Source organism: Thermomicrobiales bacterium (assembly GCA_041390825.1).
Taxonomy (GTDB): domain Bacteria; phylum Chloroflexota; class Chloroflexia; order Thermomicrobiales; family UBA6265; genus JAMLHN01.
This window is the reverse complement of sequence record JAWKPF010000007.1, coordinates 45,745-61,285: the sequence shown is the minus strand read 5'-3', so window position 1 is coordinate 61,285 and position 15,541 is coordinate 45,745. Positions and strand designations below refer to the sequence as shown.

Below are 15,541 nucleotides of genomic sequence, written 5' to 3'. Positions count from 1 at the left end.
GTGGGGAGGAAAGCGGATGTCTCAAAAATCTGGTCCCGGTTGGGTCCGGGGCACCGGCAGGCGAGATTGCCCTGTCGGTTACCCGGTAAAGGGCAACGAGCCCTCGAACGTCTACTACGAGCCGGGAGACCCAGGGTATCCCCAGGTTATTCCGGAGATGTGCTTCGAGGACGCTGCCGTTGCCGAGAAGGTCGGCTTCACTCATGTGAAGGGTGGAGGCGCCGAAGCCGCTGCGGCTCCTGTTGGCTTCATGCGCGCAACCGGTGGACGCGAGTGCCCGGCCGGGTATCCCATCAAGGGCAATGAGCCGTCGAATGTCTACTACCGCCCCGAGGATGCCGGCTATGCCCAGGTCATCCCCGAGGTCTGCTTCGCCGACGTCTCGGAGGCCGAGAAGGCTGGTTTCACTCGCGTGAAGCATGAGGCCGCAAAGAAGACCGAGCCAGTTGCCGCTGTCCGCAAGGAAGAGGCAGCCGTCGCTGGCGCAGCTGCCGCGGCCGGCGTCGCCGCTGCCAAGGCCGCTGACACAGCGAAGGCCGAACCGGCGAAAGCCGCTGAGGCAGCTCGGGTTGCTGCTCCGCCGCCCCCGCCGCCCCCGCCGCCCCCGCCCCCGCCCGTTGCTGAGGCCTCTGGTGGCGGATGGATGAAGTGGTTGCTGCCGCTGCTTGCGCTTGCCGCGCTCGCCGCCGGTATTTGGTACTTCACCCGCGACGACGATAAGAAGGACGAGACCCCAACTGCGGCGCCTACCGTTGCAGCCACGGTCGAAGCTGAAGCCGAGGGCTCTGTCGAGGCGATTGCGACTGAGGTCGTGGGCGCCGAGGGCACCGCTGGATCGGTCGTTGGTGATATCGAGGGCAGCGTCGAGGCCGGTGTTTCTGCGGCCGAAGGCACTGCAGAAGTGATGGCGACCGATGTTGCCGGCACCGTCGAAGCCTCTGGCATCGAAGGGACCGTTGAGGCCGCAGCTGGTGCTGTCGAGGGCACGGTCGAGGCCGTGGCGACGACTGCCGCGGGCACGGTCGAAGCTGGCGTGGCCGCGGTCGAGGGCTCGGTCGAAGCTGAGATCGCTCCCGTCGAGACTGGTGTTGCCGAAGGCGAGGCTACGGTCGAATCCGCAATGGCAACCGGCGCCGCGTCTCCAGTCGCATCGCCTGCCGCTTCTCCGGCTGCTGCCGGCGGCATGAAGCTCATCGCCAAGGACATCGCGTATGATCCGACCGCGCTGACGATCAAGGCATCTGACTTGCCGGTGACGATCACGTTCGAGAACACCGGCGCCGCCGAGCACGACTTCGTGATCGACGCGCTCGATATCAAGGTCACCGCCGCTCCGGGCGAAACCGTCGATATCGTGATCCCGGCTGGAACTGCTGCGGGCGAGTATGCCTTCTACTGCTCGGTTCCTGGTCACAAGGAAGCCGGCATGGTCGGCACCCTGACCGTCGAGTAGATTTCGCGAACATCGATTCGAACGAACCCCGGGCACTTGCCCGGGGTTCGTTGCGTTTCAGCCGACCAGAGAGGCACCGAGGAAGCCCGGCAGGATCGCGTTTCTGCGGAAGGTTACGGCCGCGCCGCCTCGACGATCAGCCAGGAGCCCAGCGGGCCCAACGGCACGCGACGATCGAGCGAACGTGCAGCGTACCGGATGCGGATAATGTCCAGATCGACATTGGCGGTCGTTTGAGAGCGCCGTTCGTCCAGGAGTCTCCCGACGAACCATCCGAGCTCGGACAGGCCCGTACCACGCTGATCGACGGATGTTAGCGAAAAGCCGCTTTCGACGATCAGCGCATCGAGATCCGCTTTTCGATAGCGGCGACGCCAGCCTGATTCAGAGAGCTCAGGCAGGAGAGAGTCGGAGCCGCGCAGGTCGTGCAAGTAGCGGTGCCAGTTCGCCCCGTCCATCCATGTGGTGGGACCAAGATAGGGCGCCAGGACGGTCAGTCGTCCGCCGGGCGCAATCACGCGGTGCACTTCGGAGAGCGTCGCGCGCTCATCACGCACATACTCGAGCAGATCGGCGAGCACGATTTGTTCGAACGAGCGATCGGCAAAGGGGAGTCGGCTCGATGAGACGGAGACGACGCCGAACGGTGTGGTTGCCTTCCACCCGATGTCTCGATCCGCGACGCCGTGACGGTTCAACTCCGGAGGACCAGCGTCCCCCGGTGGATTTCGGTCCCAGGCTTCGAGACGGAGCGACTTCTCGTCGGTCACAATTGACTGGACTCCGGTTGTGCTCCGCGGATCCTTGCGCGCGAGCATTCGAATCATCGATAGGTACGCTCGCACATGGAGCTCTATTCGCTACATCCATTGCCGGAAACCGAGGTTTCGGAGTTCCTCCAGCGCATCGAGCTGGACCGCCGGACTACTGATGGTACTACCCCGGATCGCCTGACTTCGCAGTACTGGTATCGCCAAATCCTCGAGCGTGCAAGTCTGCGGCCGAGCGACATCTCCTTTGGACTCGCCGGATGGCTCGCTATGCGGCAACCGGTGTTCGCGCGGCAAGGGTTGAGTCTCTCGAGTTGGGAAGCACGGGTAGATCGAGGATCCGGCATGCTGCTTCGGCCACCCTCGCGCTTGTTTGGGGATGCCGGTCTCGACATCACCGTCGCGCGTGCAATGCCGATCCGAATTGGGGGAGGGGACGCGATGACCGGCGGCGCATACGTACCGGCACGCCTGATGGGCGACTACCTCGAACGTCTCGACCAGCACAGCCTTCGCTCGGTGCGGCGCTTGAACGAGGCCGAGATGGACGGGCCTGAGCAAATGGCGCTGTTGCTGGAAGCTGCTCGCTATGCCAACGCGAAGGGTTTTGGGCTTTTCGAGGCGGTCGACTTGCTCGATGGAAGCGACCCGGGAACCTGGCCGAGTGGAGCTCGCGTGGTTACGCGCGCAACCGATCGCGCCGAGGTGGAGCGGCTGCGACAAGCAAGCTTACCGCCCAAAGAGCCTGGCCTGATCGCGAGGCTCCTCGGGCGCAAACGATAGCTCCATCCATCGACCTCGTTTCTGAATTGTGCTGTGACCTTGACACGCATCGTTTAGGCTTGTTTTGCGGCGTGAGTTAGCACTCTGCCGCCGAGAGTGCTAAAATTGCCCAAGGCAAGAAACGATGACTGACAACTTTCGATCGAAACCACCGCAAGAGCACCCACCGATCACCGAGCGCCAGCAGCAGGTGTTGCGGTTGATCGTGCGCGAGCATGTCTCGAACGGAAGACCAGTCGGTTCGAAGTCGTTGGCCGATCGGTATTCGATAGGCTACTCCGCCGCCACCATTCGGAACGAGATGGCCGAACTGGAAGCGGCTGGCTATGTCGGTCACCTGCATACGTCGGGCGGACGTGTACCGACCGATGCAGGCTATCGGTACTTCGTCGGTCACTTGATGGACGATGTCGATTTGCCGGCGGGCGATCAGATCATGATTCGGCACCAATTCCGCCAGGCGGAAACGATGCTGGACGATTGGCCCGAGCTTGCCGCTTCGGTGCTGGCGGAAATCGCCGGAAATGTGTCGGTTGTCACTTCGCCCAAGGTCAATACCGCGCGTATTCGGCATCTGGAGCTGATCTCGCTGCAACCGCAGCTGGCGTTGCTGATCCTGGTGACTCGGGAGAGCTCGGTTCGCCAATCGATGGTTCATCTGCCGGTGACGGTCGATCAAGATGATCTGCGGGTACTCGCCGGACAGCTATCCGCCGATCTCTCAGGACGATCGGCAGACGAGATCCAGAAGTACGTGATTGGCGCGTCCCCGTTGGCGACTGCGGTGGTGGACCAGGTGATCGCCATGCTGCGACAAAGCGACGCGCCCGACCAGTTGTCGATTCGAAGCAAAGGGCTGCAGAACATCGTTGGCCAGCCGGGCATCGAAGATGACGACGTGCATGCGGTGTTGCAGCTCGTGCAGGGCGGCGCGTTCCTGAACGCCATCTTGCCGCAGATTCAGTCGGTCGATCGCGTGCAAGTTTTCATTGGACGGGACGAGCTTCCCGATCAGCTTCAGCGCTTTGGGGTCATCGTGGCCACATATGGCATCGATGACAACGTGAAGGGGCTGATCGGTGTGCTGGGCCCGACGCGAATGAGCTACTGGCGCACGATTTCTACGGTCCGGTACATGTCACGATTGATTAGCGATCTGGTGGCGGATCTCTATCCGTCCGCTGGATAAAGGATGGTGAGGTGAGGGGATATTCGACGCATCCCGACAATGACGGGATGGAGATGGAGGAGTCGGCAGTCGCCGCCGAAGCGGATCTGGAAGCCGAACTGCTGGAGCAGAGTCTTGGGATCGCAGAACTGGTCGCGGAGCGGGACGGCTATCTCGAACAGTTGCAGCGCACCACTGCCGACTATGCGAACTATCGACGGCGCACAGAAAACGAGCGGGTGCAAACCCGGAAGAATGCGACTCGCGACCTGCTGATCCAGCTCGCGCCGATAGCTGACGACTTCGAACGCGCGCTCGCGAGCATTCCACCAGACCAGGCCGATTCGAGTCTGGCGCAAGGGGTTCGCCTCATCGAGCGCAAGCTTGCCGCGGTGCTTGCAAATCAGGATGTGCGCAAGATCGACGCGCTCGGACAGCCGTTCGATCCGGCGGTACACGAAGCGGTCACACAAGACCCTGACAACACAGAAAACGTGGTGGTCGAGGTCTTTCAGAATGGATACACCCTGGGTGATCAGCTGCTTCGCCCAGTCATGGTGCGCGTCGGCAATCTGCCACGCGCCAACTAACGCAACGCAGCCAGCAAACGACTCGTAACGAACGAACACAAAGGGAGAACGCAACGAATGGGACGAATGATTGGTGTGGACTTGGGAACCACGAACTCGGTGGTCGCAACGATCGAGGGTGGTGAGCCGGTTGTTATTCCGAACGCGGAAGGCGAGCGTCTGACGCCGTCGGTCGTGGCTGTCACCAACAGCGGAGAGCGTCTGGTCGGCCGCTTTGCGCGCCGGCAGGCGGTGACCAACCCGGAGAACACGATCTTCTCGATCAAGCGCTTCATGGGCCGCAAGTACAAGGATCCTTCTGTCCAGGAAGACCTCAAGCATGTGCCGTATCAGGTGCGTGAGGCGTCCAACGGCGGTCTGGAAGTCAAGATGGGCGACCGGTGGTACAGCCCGCCGGAAATCTCGGCCATGATTCTGCAGAAGCTGAAGGCTGATGCCGAGGCGTACCTGGGGCAAACCGTCGACCGCGCTGTCATCACCGTGCCGGCGTACTTCGACGACTCGCAGCGACAGGCGACCAAGGATGCCGGCAAGATCGCTGGTCTCGAGGTCGAGCGCATCATCAATGAGCCGACCGCTTCAGCGCTCGCATACGGGCTCGAGAGCAAGGCCGACGAGAAGATCGCGGTCTACGACCTTGGCGGCGGCACCTACGACATCTCGATTCTCGATCTCTCCGAGGGCGTCTTCCAGGTGCTTGCCACGAATGGCGACACGCACCTCGGCGGCGATGACTTCGACCAGAAGATCATCGACTGGCTGGCGGACGAGTTCAAGAAAAAAGAGGGCATCGACCTTCGCAACGACCGCATGGCGCTCCAGCGGCTCAAGGAAGCCGCTGAGAAGGCCAAGATCGAGCTTTCCAGCACGCAGCAGACCGAAGTCAATCTGCCGTTCGTTACGGCGGATGCCAGCGGTCCCAAGCACTTGCAGGAGACGCTGACCCGCTCCAAGCTGGAGCAGTTGGTCGGCAGCCTGATCGACCGCACCGTGCCGCCGATGGAAGCGGCCCTCAAGGACGCCGACCTCTCCAAGAGCCAGGTGGACGAAGCGATCCTTGTCGGCGGCCAGACTCGCATGCCGGCGGTCCAGCAGAAGGTCAAGGACTACTTCGGGAAGGAACCGCACAAGGGCATCAACCCGGATGAGGTGGTCGCGCTGGGCGCAGCCATCCAGGGTGGTGTGCTCGGTGGTGAGGTGAAGGATATTCTCCTTCTCGACGTGACCCCGCTGACGCTCTCGATCGAGACCCTGGGCGGTGTGGCGACTCCGCTCATCGAGCGAAACACCACGATTCCGACTCGCAAGAGCCAGGTCTTCACCACTGCGGCGGACAATCAGCCTCAGGTCGAGATCAACGTGCTCCAGGGCGAGCGCCCGATGGCGAACGACAACAAGAGCCTCGGGAAGTTCATTCTGGACGGCATTCTGCCGGCTCCGCGCGGTCTTCCGAAGATCGAGGTTACGTTCGACATCGACGCGAACGGTATCCTGAATGTCACCGCGCGCGATCAGGCGACCAACAAGGAGCAGAAGATCACCATCGCTGGATCGTCTGGGCTTTCGGATAGTGAAGTCGAGCGCATGGTGCGTGAGGCCGAGTCGCATGCCGATGAGGACCGGGCCCGCCGCGAAGCCATCAGCGTGCGCAACGATGCTGAGAGCAACGTCTACCAGGCCGAGCAGGTGCTGCGCGAGCATGGCGACGTGATTCCGAGTGAACTGAAAGCCGAGCTCGACACCAAGATCGCCGAGCTCAAGGAGATCCTGGAGAAGGATCCTGAGAACACCGAGCGCATCCAGCCGGCGTCGGCTTCGCTGGTCGAGTCGCTGCAGAAGGTCGGGTCGGCTGTCTATGGCGCACAGCAGGCAGCCTCCTCGAACGGCGTGTATGAAGAACCGAGCGCCGGTGCGGCCGAGGACGACGAAGCGACGGTCGAGGGCGAGTTCCGCGAAGTCTAGCGAACTGCATCGAACGCGAACCGAGAAACGGGAGGGCGCAAGCTCTCCCGTTTTGCTACCTTCTTTCGTGGAGCAGTCTTCTCGGTTCGATCAGGAAAGATAGAGCCGCAGCGCCGCTGCGAGCAGCACGATGAGCCCGAGTCCGGCTGCGATCACATACCAGCCATTGACCTCGACATCGATGACATCTGGTTGCGGAGCATCGACACCGTCGTACGGCTCAGGCTCCTCGATGGCGAGCGGCACGGTCGATGCTGCCGGGCTGGACATAGCCGTCGGAAATGTCACCTGCTCCACCGCGACATCTGTCCGCTCGAGTCCCCCGAGCCAGGTCGGAAGGTCTTCCGGCCCTACCAATTGCCCCGGATCGAGTGACGTATCGAGCGCCAGGCGATCACTGAACGGCGTTTCCGGAGCGGCAACGGCAACGGCAACCGTTGGGGCCATCTGCTCGACAATGACGGGGGCCTCGGCAGGCGGTTCGGAGTCGATGACTGCCGCCGGGGCCTGCGCCTGTGGGAGCGGCGTGTCGCCGTCCCTCAACCATTCTGGCAGCAACAGCTTCGGATCAGATGAATTACTCGAGCTCATCGACTGCTCCCGAACAGGTCATTGGTGTCAAGCCAGATCGTTACCGGGCCGTCGTTCACCAGCGATACCTCCATGTGCGCACCGAAGATACCAGTTTCTACCCCGATGCCACAGTCGGTCAATGCATCCCTGAACGAAGCGATCAGCGGGATCGCCTGATCTGGAGGGGCAGCGCCGACGAAGCTGGGGCGGCGTCCCTTGCGCGCATCCGCGGCCAGTGTGAACTGAGAAACGACCAACGCCTTGGGGCCATCTCCGGAAAGATCGAGCAACGATTGATTCATCTTGCCGTCGTCGTCTTCGAAGATCCGAAGATTGGCGATCTTGCGCGCGAGTTGCCGCGCGATGTCGTCGTTGTCTCCCGGGACAGCGCACGCAAGGATCAGCAATCCCGCCCCAATGGCCCCCACGATCTGACCATCCACGCGCACCTCGGCGCGCTGCACCCGCTGCAAGACCGCTTTCACAATCGGTCCATCAGGCTTCGGTCGATGAGGGTCGCAATCGCCAGAGCGGCGATCCCCTCAGCGCGTCCGATCGCCCCCAGTTTCTCGTTTGTCGTAGCTTTGATCCCAATTGCACCAACCGGTATCTCGAGATCCTGGGCAATGACGGCGCGCATCGCATCGAGATGCGGCGCGATACGCGGCCGCTCCGCAATCACCGTGGTATCGACATTGGAGATCGCAAAGCCGGCATCGCGCACCTGGTCCGCGCTCGTTCTCAGGATGATGCGGCTGTCGATTCCGGCAATCGACGCATCGCCTGGAGGAAAGCGATGGCCGATGTCTCCCAACCCAGCGGCGCCAAGCAAGGCATCGGCAAGCGCATGCAGCAGGACGTCGGCATCAGAATGCCCAGCCAGGCCGAGATCCGACGGGATCGTAATCCCGCCAAGCACCAGGGGACGCCCTTCGGCAAAAGGATGAATGTCGTAGCCGATCCCGGTTCGAATCATCGCGTTCGCGCCTCGAAGAGTGCCTGCACCAGGTGGAGATCGGCCGGGTAGGTCACCTTGATGTTGTCGTTGCGCCCGGGAATGACATGCACCGCATGCCCCAACGATTCGACAAGGGAGGCCTCGTCAGTGACCGTTGTGCCATTTGACTCTGCGGCGGCGAACGCCTCCAGCAGCAGATGCTTGCGAAACGCCTGGGGCGTCTGAACGGCCACCAGGTCATCGCGCGGCACCGTTTCCAGGACCGTGTTCTCCTGCACCCGCTTGATCGTATCGGACACCGGTACTGCAGTGATGACCGCGCCATGCTCCCGCGCAGTTTCGATAACGAGATCGAGGAGGTCGGCGGTCACCAGCGGGCGGGCTGCATCGTGGATGGCCACGACATCGACATCGTCCGACGTGGCGCATAGACCGGCACGTGCCGAATCCTGCCTGCGAGCGCCCCCAAGCGCCAGGGTCACTGGTTTGGTCTCGTCGAACATGGAGAGAAGAGCGCCTGCGGCTGCTTGTGAGTGCTCGCCGCAGACGAGCACGATCTCGTCGACGAGCGTTGCATTGGCCGCCGCGGCCAACGACCACCAGGCCATCGGCATCCCATTGGTCATGGCGAACGACTTGCCGGCGTTCCCAAAGCGCTGCCCTGAACCGCCCGCAACGACAATGGCGGCAGCGGTCATACCGGGGCCATCCCGATCTCGGCGCGCACTGCGTTCGCCGCGTTTCGCAACTGTCCGACACTCTCCGGAGGCACGAAGACCCCGCCCAGATCGACCGATTTCACTCCTTCACCGTGATAATCGCTGCCGCCGGTGGCCAGGAGGTCGAAGTCGTGTGCCAGCGATGCGAGTTCGTTCTGCACCATCGGCTCGTACTCGCCGTAGTAGCACTCCACTCCGGTCAACCCAGCTGGCGCCAGGCGTTCCACCGCGACCCTCGGCTGCTTCGTGCTCCATGGATGCGCCAACACCGCTACGCCCCCCGCATGGCGAATAGCGGTGATTGCGCCTTCCGGAGTGATTTTTTCGGAGAGCGCGTAACCGGGGCGGCCGCGGGTGAGATAGCGTGCGAACGCGTCTGAAACGCTCTCGGCGTAGCCATTTGCGACGAGCACCCGGGCAACATGTGGGCGACCGACCGTTCCTCCTTGGGAGAGCGCAAACACTTCATCCTGATCGATGGGAATGCCCGCCGCATTGAGGTTGGCGCAGATCTGCTGAATGCGTGTCTGCCGCGTGGCGTTCATCCAGGCGAATTCGCGCTGGAGGGATTCAGAGCCCGGATCGATGAAGTATCCGAGAATATGCGCTTGCAGCCCATCGATCTCCGAGCTCAACTCGACACCCGGGATCACTTCGACGCCGAGCCGCAGGCCCGTGTCGATTGCCTCCGCGACTCCGCCGGTCGTGTCGTGATCACAGAGCCCGATGACAGACACGCTCCGCTCCGCGGCATACCCAACCAGTCCGGCCGGAGTCCGCAGGCCGTCAGAGGCAGTCGTGTGGCAGTGAAGATCGACGCTCGAAAGCGCGGGCAAACGCATGGGCCACCTGGTTGGACGAAAAGGGGCCTATCGTTGCTCGATCACCAGCCGGATTGCTGTGCGCTCCTCGTTGTCGATCGTGACATCGATAAACGCTGGCAGACAAATGGCGTCGATTTCAGATTCGAGAAGATATTCCCGAGCGATAGCGATCGCCTTGACCGCCTGGTTGGTGGCGCCTGCGCCAATTGCCTGCACCTCCGCTCGGCCGTTCTCCCGCACCACGCCAGCGATCGCGCCAGCGACCGCGCTCGGGCGGGACTTGGCGGAGACTTTCAACACTTCGGTGTCGGATTGCGCCGGAGCCACCATCAGGGGGGAAGGCGCAGGCTTGGCCACTGACGCCACGGTCTCCCATCGATCGATCTCGACACGCTCGTAGGTTGCGGAGAGCACATGCCCATTGCTGGAATGGGAAGGAACCGTCGCAACCTCGAGGTCTTCGATCATCTCGAACGCCTCAGTCTCGACGGCTGCCGAAGTGACGCTTGGCTCATCGGTTGCTTCGACCTCGTCGTCGTCAGGCAGAAATCGACTGCCTTCGGGCTTGATCTTGATGTCTCGAAGGTCGAGCTTGCTAAAGAACCGATCCATGCGATTGATCTCCAAACGGCCCGCGTGTTCGACGGCATGTCCGTGTTGAGCCGGCCGTATGACCGATTGAGATCAGGGCAATCCTGTCCCAATGTGCCTTTACCACTGGGCAAGCAAATGCCGTTACACAGTGCCGCTTCGTCTCCCAGGCCACCGGCCCAAAAATCGTGCGCGCGACATGCAACGGCCCAAACCCCAGCTTCTGGCCAAAGGATAGTCTATTGGTGCACAAAGTTCACACAATGATTTCCAGTGAATATCGGGATAGTTACTTTTCGACAAGAAAAAGACGGGATGGTATCGCAACCATCCCGTCTTGCACGTCGCGCGTGATTTCGGCGCGCGTTATCGGGCGTAATCGACCGAGCGCGTCTCGCGAATGACCGTGACCTTGATCTGTCCTGGGTACTCCAGACTCTCTTCGATCTTCTTGACGACGTCATGCGCCAACTGGGTGGCGGCCAGGTCGTCGATGCGATTGGGTGAGACGAGGATGCGGATCTCGCGCCCTGCCTGGATGGCAAACGACTTCTCGACGCCATCGAACGAGTTCGCCACACCTTCCAGCGCTTCCAGGCGCTTGGTGTAGGTTTCGACCATCTCACGTCTAGCCCCTGGGCGAGCTCCAGAAATGGCATCCGCCGTTGCGACGATAAATGCTTCGACCGTCAGCGGTTCCTCTTCGCCGTGGTGCGCTGCGATCGCATGCACGATCTTCGCCGATCGGCCGAGGCGCTTCGCAATATCTGCGCCGATCAGAGCGTGCGGCCCTTCGACTTCGTGGTCGACCGCTTTGCCAATGTCATGCAACAGACCAGCAGTCTTGCAGACATTCACATCGGCGCCGAGCTCACTCGCCAGAGCACCGGCGATCACCGATACCTCGAGTGAATGGGCGAGGACGTTTTGCCCGTAGCTGGTGCGGTACTTCAGCCGCCCCAACAGCTTGATCAGATCCGGGTGCAGGCCAACGACATTTGCCTCATAGGCGACAGCATCGCCCTCTTCGCGGATCGTCTGATCGAGTTCGATCTGCGCCTTGTTGACAACTTCTTCGATGCGGGTTGGGTGAATGCGGCCGTCCTGCAACAGGCGAGTGAGCACCCGGCGTGCAAGTTCACGGCGAAGGGGATCGTAGGCGGAAATCATGATGACTTCTGGGGTGTCGTCGACGATCAGATCGACGCCGGTCGCCTGTTCGAGCGCGCGGATGTTGCGCCCCTCGCGCCCGATGATGCGACCTTTCATATCGTCGCTCGGCAATGGAACGACCGAGACGGTCGATTCGGCCACATAGTCCGTGGCGATCCGCTGAATGGCGGTTGCGAGAATCTTGCGTGACCGACGATCGGCCTCCTCGTGGATCTCCTGCTCGATCTCATGGACTCGGCGCGCGGCCAGCGAGCGGGCTTCGGCCTCCACTTCGGCCACCAGCTCGAGTTTCGCCTCATCCGCAGTCAGCCCAGCGACTCGTTCCAACTCCTCGATATGGCGATTTCGGGCGCGATCCAACTCTTCCTGCTGCCGCGCGCGATCGGTCTCCCATTGTTCCTTGGAGCGCTCGATGCCCTGCTCCGTGCGGCGCAGGTTCTGCTCGCGGGCCTCGATCGACTGCGCCTTGCGGTCGATCGATTCTTCCTTCTGCTCGATGCGCCGTTCGATGCGGTCGATTTCCTTACGGCGTTGGCCCAGCTCGCGATCGAGATCCGAGCGCAACCGCATTGCCTGGTCTTTTGCCTCGATTGCGGATGCTCGCTTTTGCTCCTCAGCTTCGGCAACGATACGGTTCGCCTCATCCTGCGAAAGCCGAACGCGCGACTTGGCGCCCCGGTCGAGGTAGAGGTACGTAACGACTGCGCTGATGATTGCGGCGAGCAGTGCTCCGAGAATGAAGGCGACAGCGCCTCCCATGGTGACTGCTCCTTACGTTGTGGTTCCCATGAGATGGGAATCAATCAGCTCATTCAGGGGGGAACGAGAAAGAAGGATGAGTGCGTGCCGGGAAGATTCGGCTCGCGCTTGATTCAGTCCCACCCGGTCCCCACGCGATGATACGGGTGGTCAAAATCGGGCGTCAAGCGCCATGACACTCATGGGATGGTGTCAGACCGGCACAGGAAACGGCTAATGGTGCGCGCTGGCATGCGCTCCGGTCGTGTGAATTGTGAAGGTCCCCTGCGCAAGTCGACGCCAAAAACGCCGATTGTTGGCGAGCGCGGCCAGGGGCGAAACGACAATGAACATCCCCCAGACTGTGCCCAAGCCAACATCGAGCGAATGCACCGCCAACAATCCCAGCAACACCGCGGTCCAAACCGAGATGCCTTCCACCACCAGCGGTGTCACCGTGTCGCCGGTCCCGCGGAGCGCGCCACCATAGACGAACCAGGCTCCCCAGAACGGCAGACTGATCGCAAGCGCACGCAACCCGCTGACTCCTTGCGCAATCACCTCGGGTTCGTCGGTGAAGATCTGCATGATCGGGCGTGCAAAAAGGAAGAAGATCAGCGCTGCCACGGCGAGAACACCAACGGATAGCCGTGCGGCAATCTTTGCAGCGATCCCGGCATCGGCAATTCGACTCGCGCCAACACTCTGCCCAACCAGCGCGGTCACCGCGATTCCGAAGCCAAACGCCGGCACATACCCGATGTTTAGCGCCGTGAACGCGATTTGCTGGGCCGCGAGCGCGTCAGTACCGATCTTCGCGACCACAAACAACATGGTCATGAAACCCGCGGACGAAAGGACCTGCTCCAGAGAAGCGGGCAGCCCCAGGTGCAACAGTTGCTTGCCAATGGGGAGGCTTGGTCGCCATGAACCACTGCCCCGCAGCGAAATTCCCCGGCGACCGGTCAGGAGCAGACCGATGAGTATCGACGCCGAAACCACCCGCGCGATGGCGGCTCCCCATGCGCTCCCTTCCACGCCCAGCTCAGGCAGTCCCAAGTGGCCAAAGATCAACCCGTAGGCAAGCACGACATTGACGAGATTCGCCACGATGGAGGCATAGAGCGGGGTGCGACTGTCTCCGACTCCTCGGAAGATCGCGCCGCCGACGAAGGTCAAGAGCAGGAAGACACTGAGCGCCGCCGTGATCTGCAAGTAATGGGTTGCGTAGTTGGCGACCTCCGGTTCCGTATCGAACAGCCCGACCACCGTCGGCGCCAGCAGGTAGCCAAGGATCGAGACGGGGATCGACAGAAGCACACCCCAAACGAGCGCCTGACGGGCGACATCGCGAACCCTGCCGGCGAGATGGGCCCCGAACGCCTGCGAGACCAACACCGTGGCGCCGATTTCCAGCGCGATCAGGATCGAGATGATGAAGTAGACGAATTCGACAGCGGTGCCCACGCCGGCAACCGCTTCTGCTCCCAGACGCGCGACGAGCAGCGTGTCCACCGCGCCCACCAGGGTTTGCAACATGTTTTCCCCGATGATCGGAAGCGACAGACCGAGCACCCGGCGCTGGTCCATCGGCCCCTGGTCGGGCACCGAACCGGTAAGCTCTGATTCTGGAGGAAGGCTCTGGTGGTCGGTCACGGCAACATCGGGGGACTGGACGAAACTCGACATGAAAAATCCGCGTCAATCGTGGTTAACTGACGCGGGTGATCGAATGCCATCGTATCACCGGTGATTCGATGGTTCTACCAGCGAGATTGTGATAAAGTTCGCAATCAAGAAAGGATCGTCGTCGCCGTTGCGGCAGGACCCTTCTCCGATCGAAACGAACCAGATGAGAGCAACCGGCGTCGCAGCAGGGCTAGGTTGCTCTATTGTTGCGACCGTCGTGCTTTGCATCATTGGCGGTGTGCTCCTCGATCGGAAGTTCGGCACCGAACCCTGGCTCACGTTGGCAGGGGTCGGGATCGCAATAGTGGCTGCGGGGTATCAGCTCTATGAGCTGTCGACACTTGGCCGCCCGGGCGCAAAACCGGGGCTGGTGACCCGCAAGATCGAACGATTCGTTCCGGCCAGGGGTAACCGGGCTGAGACGGATGGCATCGGAACAGACCGGAGCGATACCGGTAGTCGAGATCGGGAGTAACCGCGCACATGGAAGTCCATATCGAGCTGGCGGCCGAAGAGCTCTTCAAGATCGGACCCCTTTCGGTCACCAATTCGATGTTCATGATGCTGGTGGTCATGGCGATCATCCTGATCGTCTTCTTCTTTGTCGGCCGCAATATGAAGATGGTGCCTGGGCGATTCCAGGCAGCTATCGAGCTTGTCATCGAGTTCCTGGCAGGGTTGACCGAAGGGTCCGGCGGCAAGTCCTTCGGACGAAAGGTCTTTCCGCTCGTATCCGGTCTCTTCATCTTTATTCTGATTTCGAACTACACCGGCCTCCTCCCGGGCGTTGGCACCGTTGGGTGGGAGAAGGTCACGACCGAGGAACTCGACGAAGGGCATGCCAGCACGGCAGTGGTTGCCTCTGGCAATTCCGACGGCGGTCAGGCGCTGTACACAACCGCCGAAGAGGGCGAGGGTGAGCACACGGTCATGGTTCCGTTCCTGCGCCCGCCGACCGCAGACCTCAACATGACGCTCGCGCTGGCGATCGTCTCCTTCACCGCCATCCAGTACTACGGCATCAAGTCGCATGGCGTTGGCGGGCGTATCAAGCACATGGCCAACCCGCCGTTCCTCTTTCCAATCGAAGTGATCGGAGAGTTTTCGCGCATCATCTCGCTCTCCGCCCGACTCTTCGGCAATGTCTTTGCCGGTGAGGCGTTGTTGGGCGTGATGTATGCCATCACTGCCAAGATCGGGTTCCTGGTGATCCCGGTGTTGGTGCCAGTGGTCTTCCTTTTCCTCGAGCTCATGTTCGGCACGATCCAGGCGCTGGTGTTCGCCATGCTGACACTTGTCTACATCGCCATCGCCGCCGCGCACGACCATGGGGACGACTCGCATGAGGAGGAAGCTCTGGCCACGGGCTACGCGCCCACCGGTTCGGAATATCCCCACGCGGTCGGGGATTAACTACTTTCGCGTACTGCGTCCGGACCGCGCGCCCATGAGCATTGGGCTGGCGGGCGCCGGACTCGGAGAGAAGCAAAGGGTCGGCACGGGTCGGCTCTGGTACCAAACAGATCGTCAGTTGCGTGTCTTGCAGACTG

16 protein-coding genes are annotated in these 15,541 nt (G+C 61.8%); 7 read left to right on the top strand and 9 right to left on the bottom strand.

Translation table 11 applies throughout. From position 1 onward, the window contains the following. Positions 1–16 precede the first annotated feature (16 nt). Positions 17–1,453 carry a cupredoxin domain-containing protein gene (locus R2855_03715; GenBank protein MEZ4530117.1) on the top strand — a complete coding sequence of 479 codons (1,437 nt, stop codon included), beginning with the start codon at positions 17–19 and terminating at the stop codon, positions 1,451–1,453. Positions 1,454–1,566: 113 nt separating this feature from the next. Here R2855_03715 and R2855_03710 read toward each other — a convergent pair whose 3' ends face one another. After that, positions 1,567–2,223, bottom strand: a complete 657-nt coding sequence (locus tag R2855_03710; GenBank protein ID MEZ4530116.1) for a methyltransferase domain-containing protein — start codon at positions 2,221–2,223, stop codon at positions 1,567–1,569. A gap of 75 nt (positions 2,224–2,298) precedes the next feature. On the opposite strand from R2855_03710, the gene R2855_03705 reads away from it, so the two are divergent. The 4 genes from R2855_03705 (at position 2,299) to dnaK (ending at position 6,726) form a co-directional block, all read left to right on the top strand. Next, on the top strand, positions 2,299–3,006 hold the full coding sequence (locus R2855_03705) for a hypothetical protein (protein ID MEZ4530115.1): 708 nt from the start codon (positions 2,299–2,301) through the stop codon (positions 3,004–3,006). A gap of 124 nt (positions 3,007–3,130) precedes the next feature. Further along, positions 3,131–4,195, top strand: a complete 1,065-nt coding sequence (hrcA, locus tag R2855_03700; protein ID MEZ4530114.1) for a heat-inducible transcriptional repressor HrcA — start codon at positions 3,131–3,133, stop codon at positions 4,193–4,195. Between the two features lie 11 nt (positions 4,196–4,206). Continuing rightward, positions 4,207–4,764, top strand: coding sequence for a nucleotide exchange factor GrpE (locus tag R2855_03695; GenBank protein MEZ4530113.1), 558 nt, complete (start codon positions 4,207–4,209; stop codon positions 4,762–4,764). 57 nt (positions 4,765–4,821) lie between these two features. Continuing rightward, positions 4,822–6,726 (top strand): molecular chaperone DnaK, encoded by a 1,905-nt coding sequence (dnaK, locus tag R2855_03690; protein ID MEZ4530112.1) that lies wholly within the window; start codon positions 4,822–4,824, stop codon positions 6,724–6,726. A gap of 90 nt (positions 6,727–6,816) precedes the next feature. On the opposite strand, the gene R2855_03685 is transcribed toward dnaK, so the two are convergent. The 8 genes from R2855_03685 to R2855_03650 form a co-directional block, all read right to left on the bottom strand. Further along, a complete protein-coding gene (locus R2855_03685; GenBank protein ID MEZ4530111.1) occupies positions 6,817–7,317 on the bottom strand; it encodes a hypothetical protein in 501 nt (166 codons plus the stop codon). After that, positions 7,314–7,784 (bottom strand): D-aminoacyl-tRNA deacylase, encoded by a 471-nt coding sequence (dtd, locus tag R2855_03680; protein MEZ4530110.1) that lies wholly within the window; start codon positions 7,782–7,784, stop codon positions 7,314–7,316. The genes R2855_03685 and dtd overlap by 4 nt, the downstream gene beginning before the upstream one ends. Next, positions 7,781–8,275 (bottom strand): 2-C-methyl-D-erythritol 2,4-cyclodiphosphate synthase, encoded by a 495-nt coding sequence (ispF, locus tag R2855_03675; protein MEZ4530109.1) that lies wholly within the window; start codon positions 8,273–8,275, stop codon positions 7,781–7,783. The genes dtd and ispF overlap by 4 nt, the downstream gene beginning before the upstream one ends. Beyond that, complete coding sequence (gene ispD, locus R2855_03670; protein ID MEZ4530108.1) at positions 8,272–8,955, bottom strand: 2-C-methyl-D-erythritol 4-phosphate cytidylyltransferase; 684 nt, start codon at positions 8,953–8,955, stop codon at positions 8,272–8,274. Before ispD ends, ispF begins: the two co-directional genes overlap by 4 nt. Continuing rightward, a complete protein-coding gene (locus R2855_03665; protein ID MEZ4530107.1) occupies positions 8,952–9,818 on the bottom strand; it encodes a PHP domain-containing protein in 867 nt (288 codons plus the stop codon). The genes ispD and R2855_03665 overlap by 4 nt, the downstream gene beginning before the upstream one ends. A gap of 27 nt (positions 9,819–9,845) precedes the next feature. Then, a complete protein-coding gene (locus R2855_03660) occupies positions 9,846–10,130 on the bottom strand; it encodes a stage V sporulation protein S (protein MEZ4530106.1) in 285 nt (94 codons plus the stop codon). A gap of 627 nt (positions 10,131–10,757) precedes the next feature. After that, on the bottom strand, positions 10,758–12,323 hold the full coding sequence (gene rny, locus R2855_03655; protein ID MEZ4530105.1) for a ribonuclease Y: 1,566 nt from the start codon (positions 12,321–12,323) through the stop codon (positions 10,758–10,760). 213 nt (positions 12,324–12,536) lie between these two features. After that, the gene (locus tag R2855_03650) at positions 12,537–13,991 is read right to left on the bottom strand and encodes an MATE family efflux transporter (GenBank protein MEZ4530104.1); all 1,455 of its coding nucleotides are present in this window, start codon (positions 13,989–13,991) and stop codon (positions 12,537–12,539) included. A 163-nt stretch (positions 13,992–14,154) separates the two neighbouring features. Here R2855_03650 and R2855_03645 point away from each other — a divergent pair, with 163 nt between their 5' ends. Beyond that, positions 14,155–14,466, top strand: coding sequence for an AtpZ/AtpI family protein (locus R2855_03645; GenBank protein ID MEZ4530103.1), 312 nt, complete (start codon positions 14,155–14,157; stop codon positions 14,464–14,466). Positions 14,467–14,474: 8 nt separating this feature from the next. Beyond that, positions 14,475–15,404: a F0F1 ATP synthase subunit A gene (gene atpB, locus R2855_03640; protein ID MEZ4530102.1), complete on the top strand. Its 930-nt coding sequence runs from the start codon at positions 14,475–14,477 to the stop codon at positions 15,402–15,404. The last annotated feature ends 137 nt before the right edge of the window (positions 15,405–15,541 follow it).

What these genes read in the sequence shown, in the direction of transcription:
- R2855_03650 (MEZ4530104.1), bottom strand. Translation starts at nt 13,991, where the DNA reads ATGTCGAGTTTCGTCCAGTCCCCCGATGTTGCCGTGACCGACCACCAG.
- R2855_03645 (MEZ4530103.1), top strand. Translation starts at nt 14,155, where the DNA reads ATGAGAGCAACCGGCGTCGCAGCAGGGCTAGGTTGCTCTATTGTTGCG.
- rny (MEZ4530105.1), bottom strand. Translation starts at nt 12,323, where the DNA reads ATGGGAGGCGCTGTCGCCTTCATTCTCGGAGCACTGCTCGCCGCAATC.
- R2855_03715 (MEZ4530117.1), top strand. Translation starts at nt 17, where the DNA reads ATGTCTCAAAAATCTGGTCCCGGTTGGGTCCGGGGCACCGGCAGGCGA.
- R2855_03665 (MEZ4530107.1), bottom strand. Translation starts at nt 9,818, where the DNA reads ATGCGTTTGCCCGCGCTTTCGAGCGTCGATCTTCACTGCCACACGACT.
- dnaK (MEZ4530112.1), top strand. Translation starts at nt 4,822, where the DNA reads ATGGGACGAATGATTGGTGTGGACTTGGGAACCACGAACTCGGTGGTC.
- R2855_03705 (MEZ4530115.1), top strand. Translation starts at nt 2,299, where the DNA reads ATGGAGCTCTATTCGCTACATCCATTGCCGGAAACCGAGGTTTCGGAG.
- ispD (MEZ4530108.1), bottom strand. Translation starts at nt 8,955, where the DNA reads ATGACCGCTGCCGCCATTGTCGTTGCGGGCGGTTCAGGGCAGCGCTTT.
- atpB (MEZ4530102.1), top strand. Translation starts at nt 14,475, where the DNA reads ATGGAAGTCCATATCGAGCTGGCGGCCGAAGAGCTCTTCAAGATCGGA.
- hrcA (MEZ4530114.1), top strand. Translation starts at nt 3,131, where the DNA reads ATGACTGACAACTTTCGATCGAAACCACCGCAAGAGCACCCACCGATC.
- R2855_03660 (MEZ4530106.1), bottom strand. Translation starts at nt 10,130, where the DNA reads ATGGTGGCTCCGGCGCAATCCGACACCGAAGTGTTGAAAGTCTCCGCC.
- R2855_03685 (MEZ4530111.1), bottom strand. Translation starts at nt 7,317, where the DNA reads ATGAGCTCGAGTAATTCATCTGATCCGAAGCTGTTGCTGCCAGAATGG.
- ispF (MEZ4530109.1), bottom strand. Translation starts at nt 8,275, where the DNA reads ATGATTCGAACCGGGATCGGCTACGACATTCATCCTTTTGCCGAAGGG.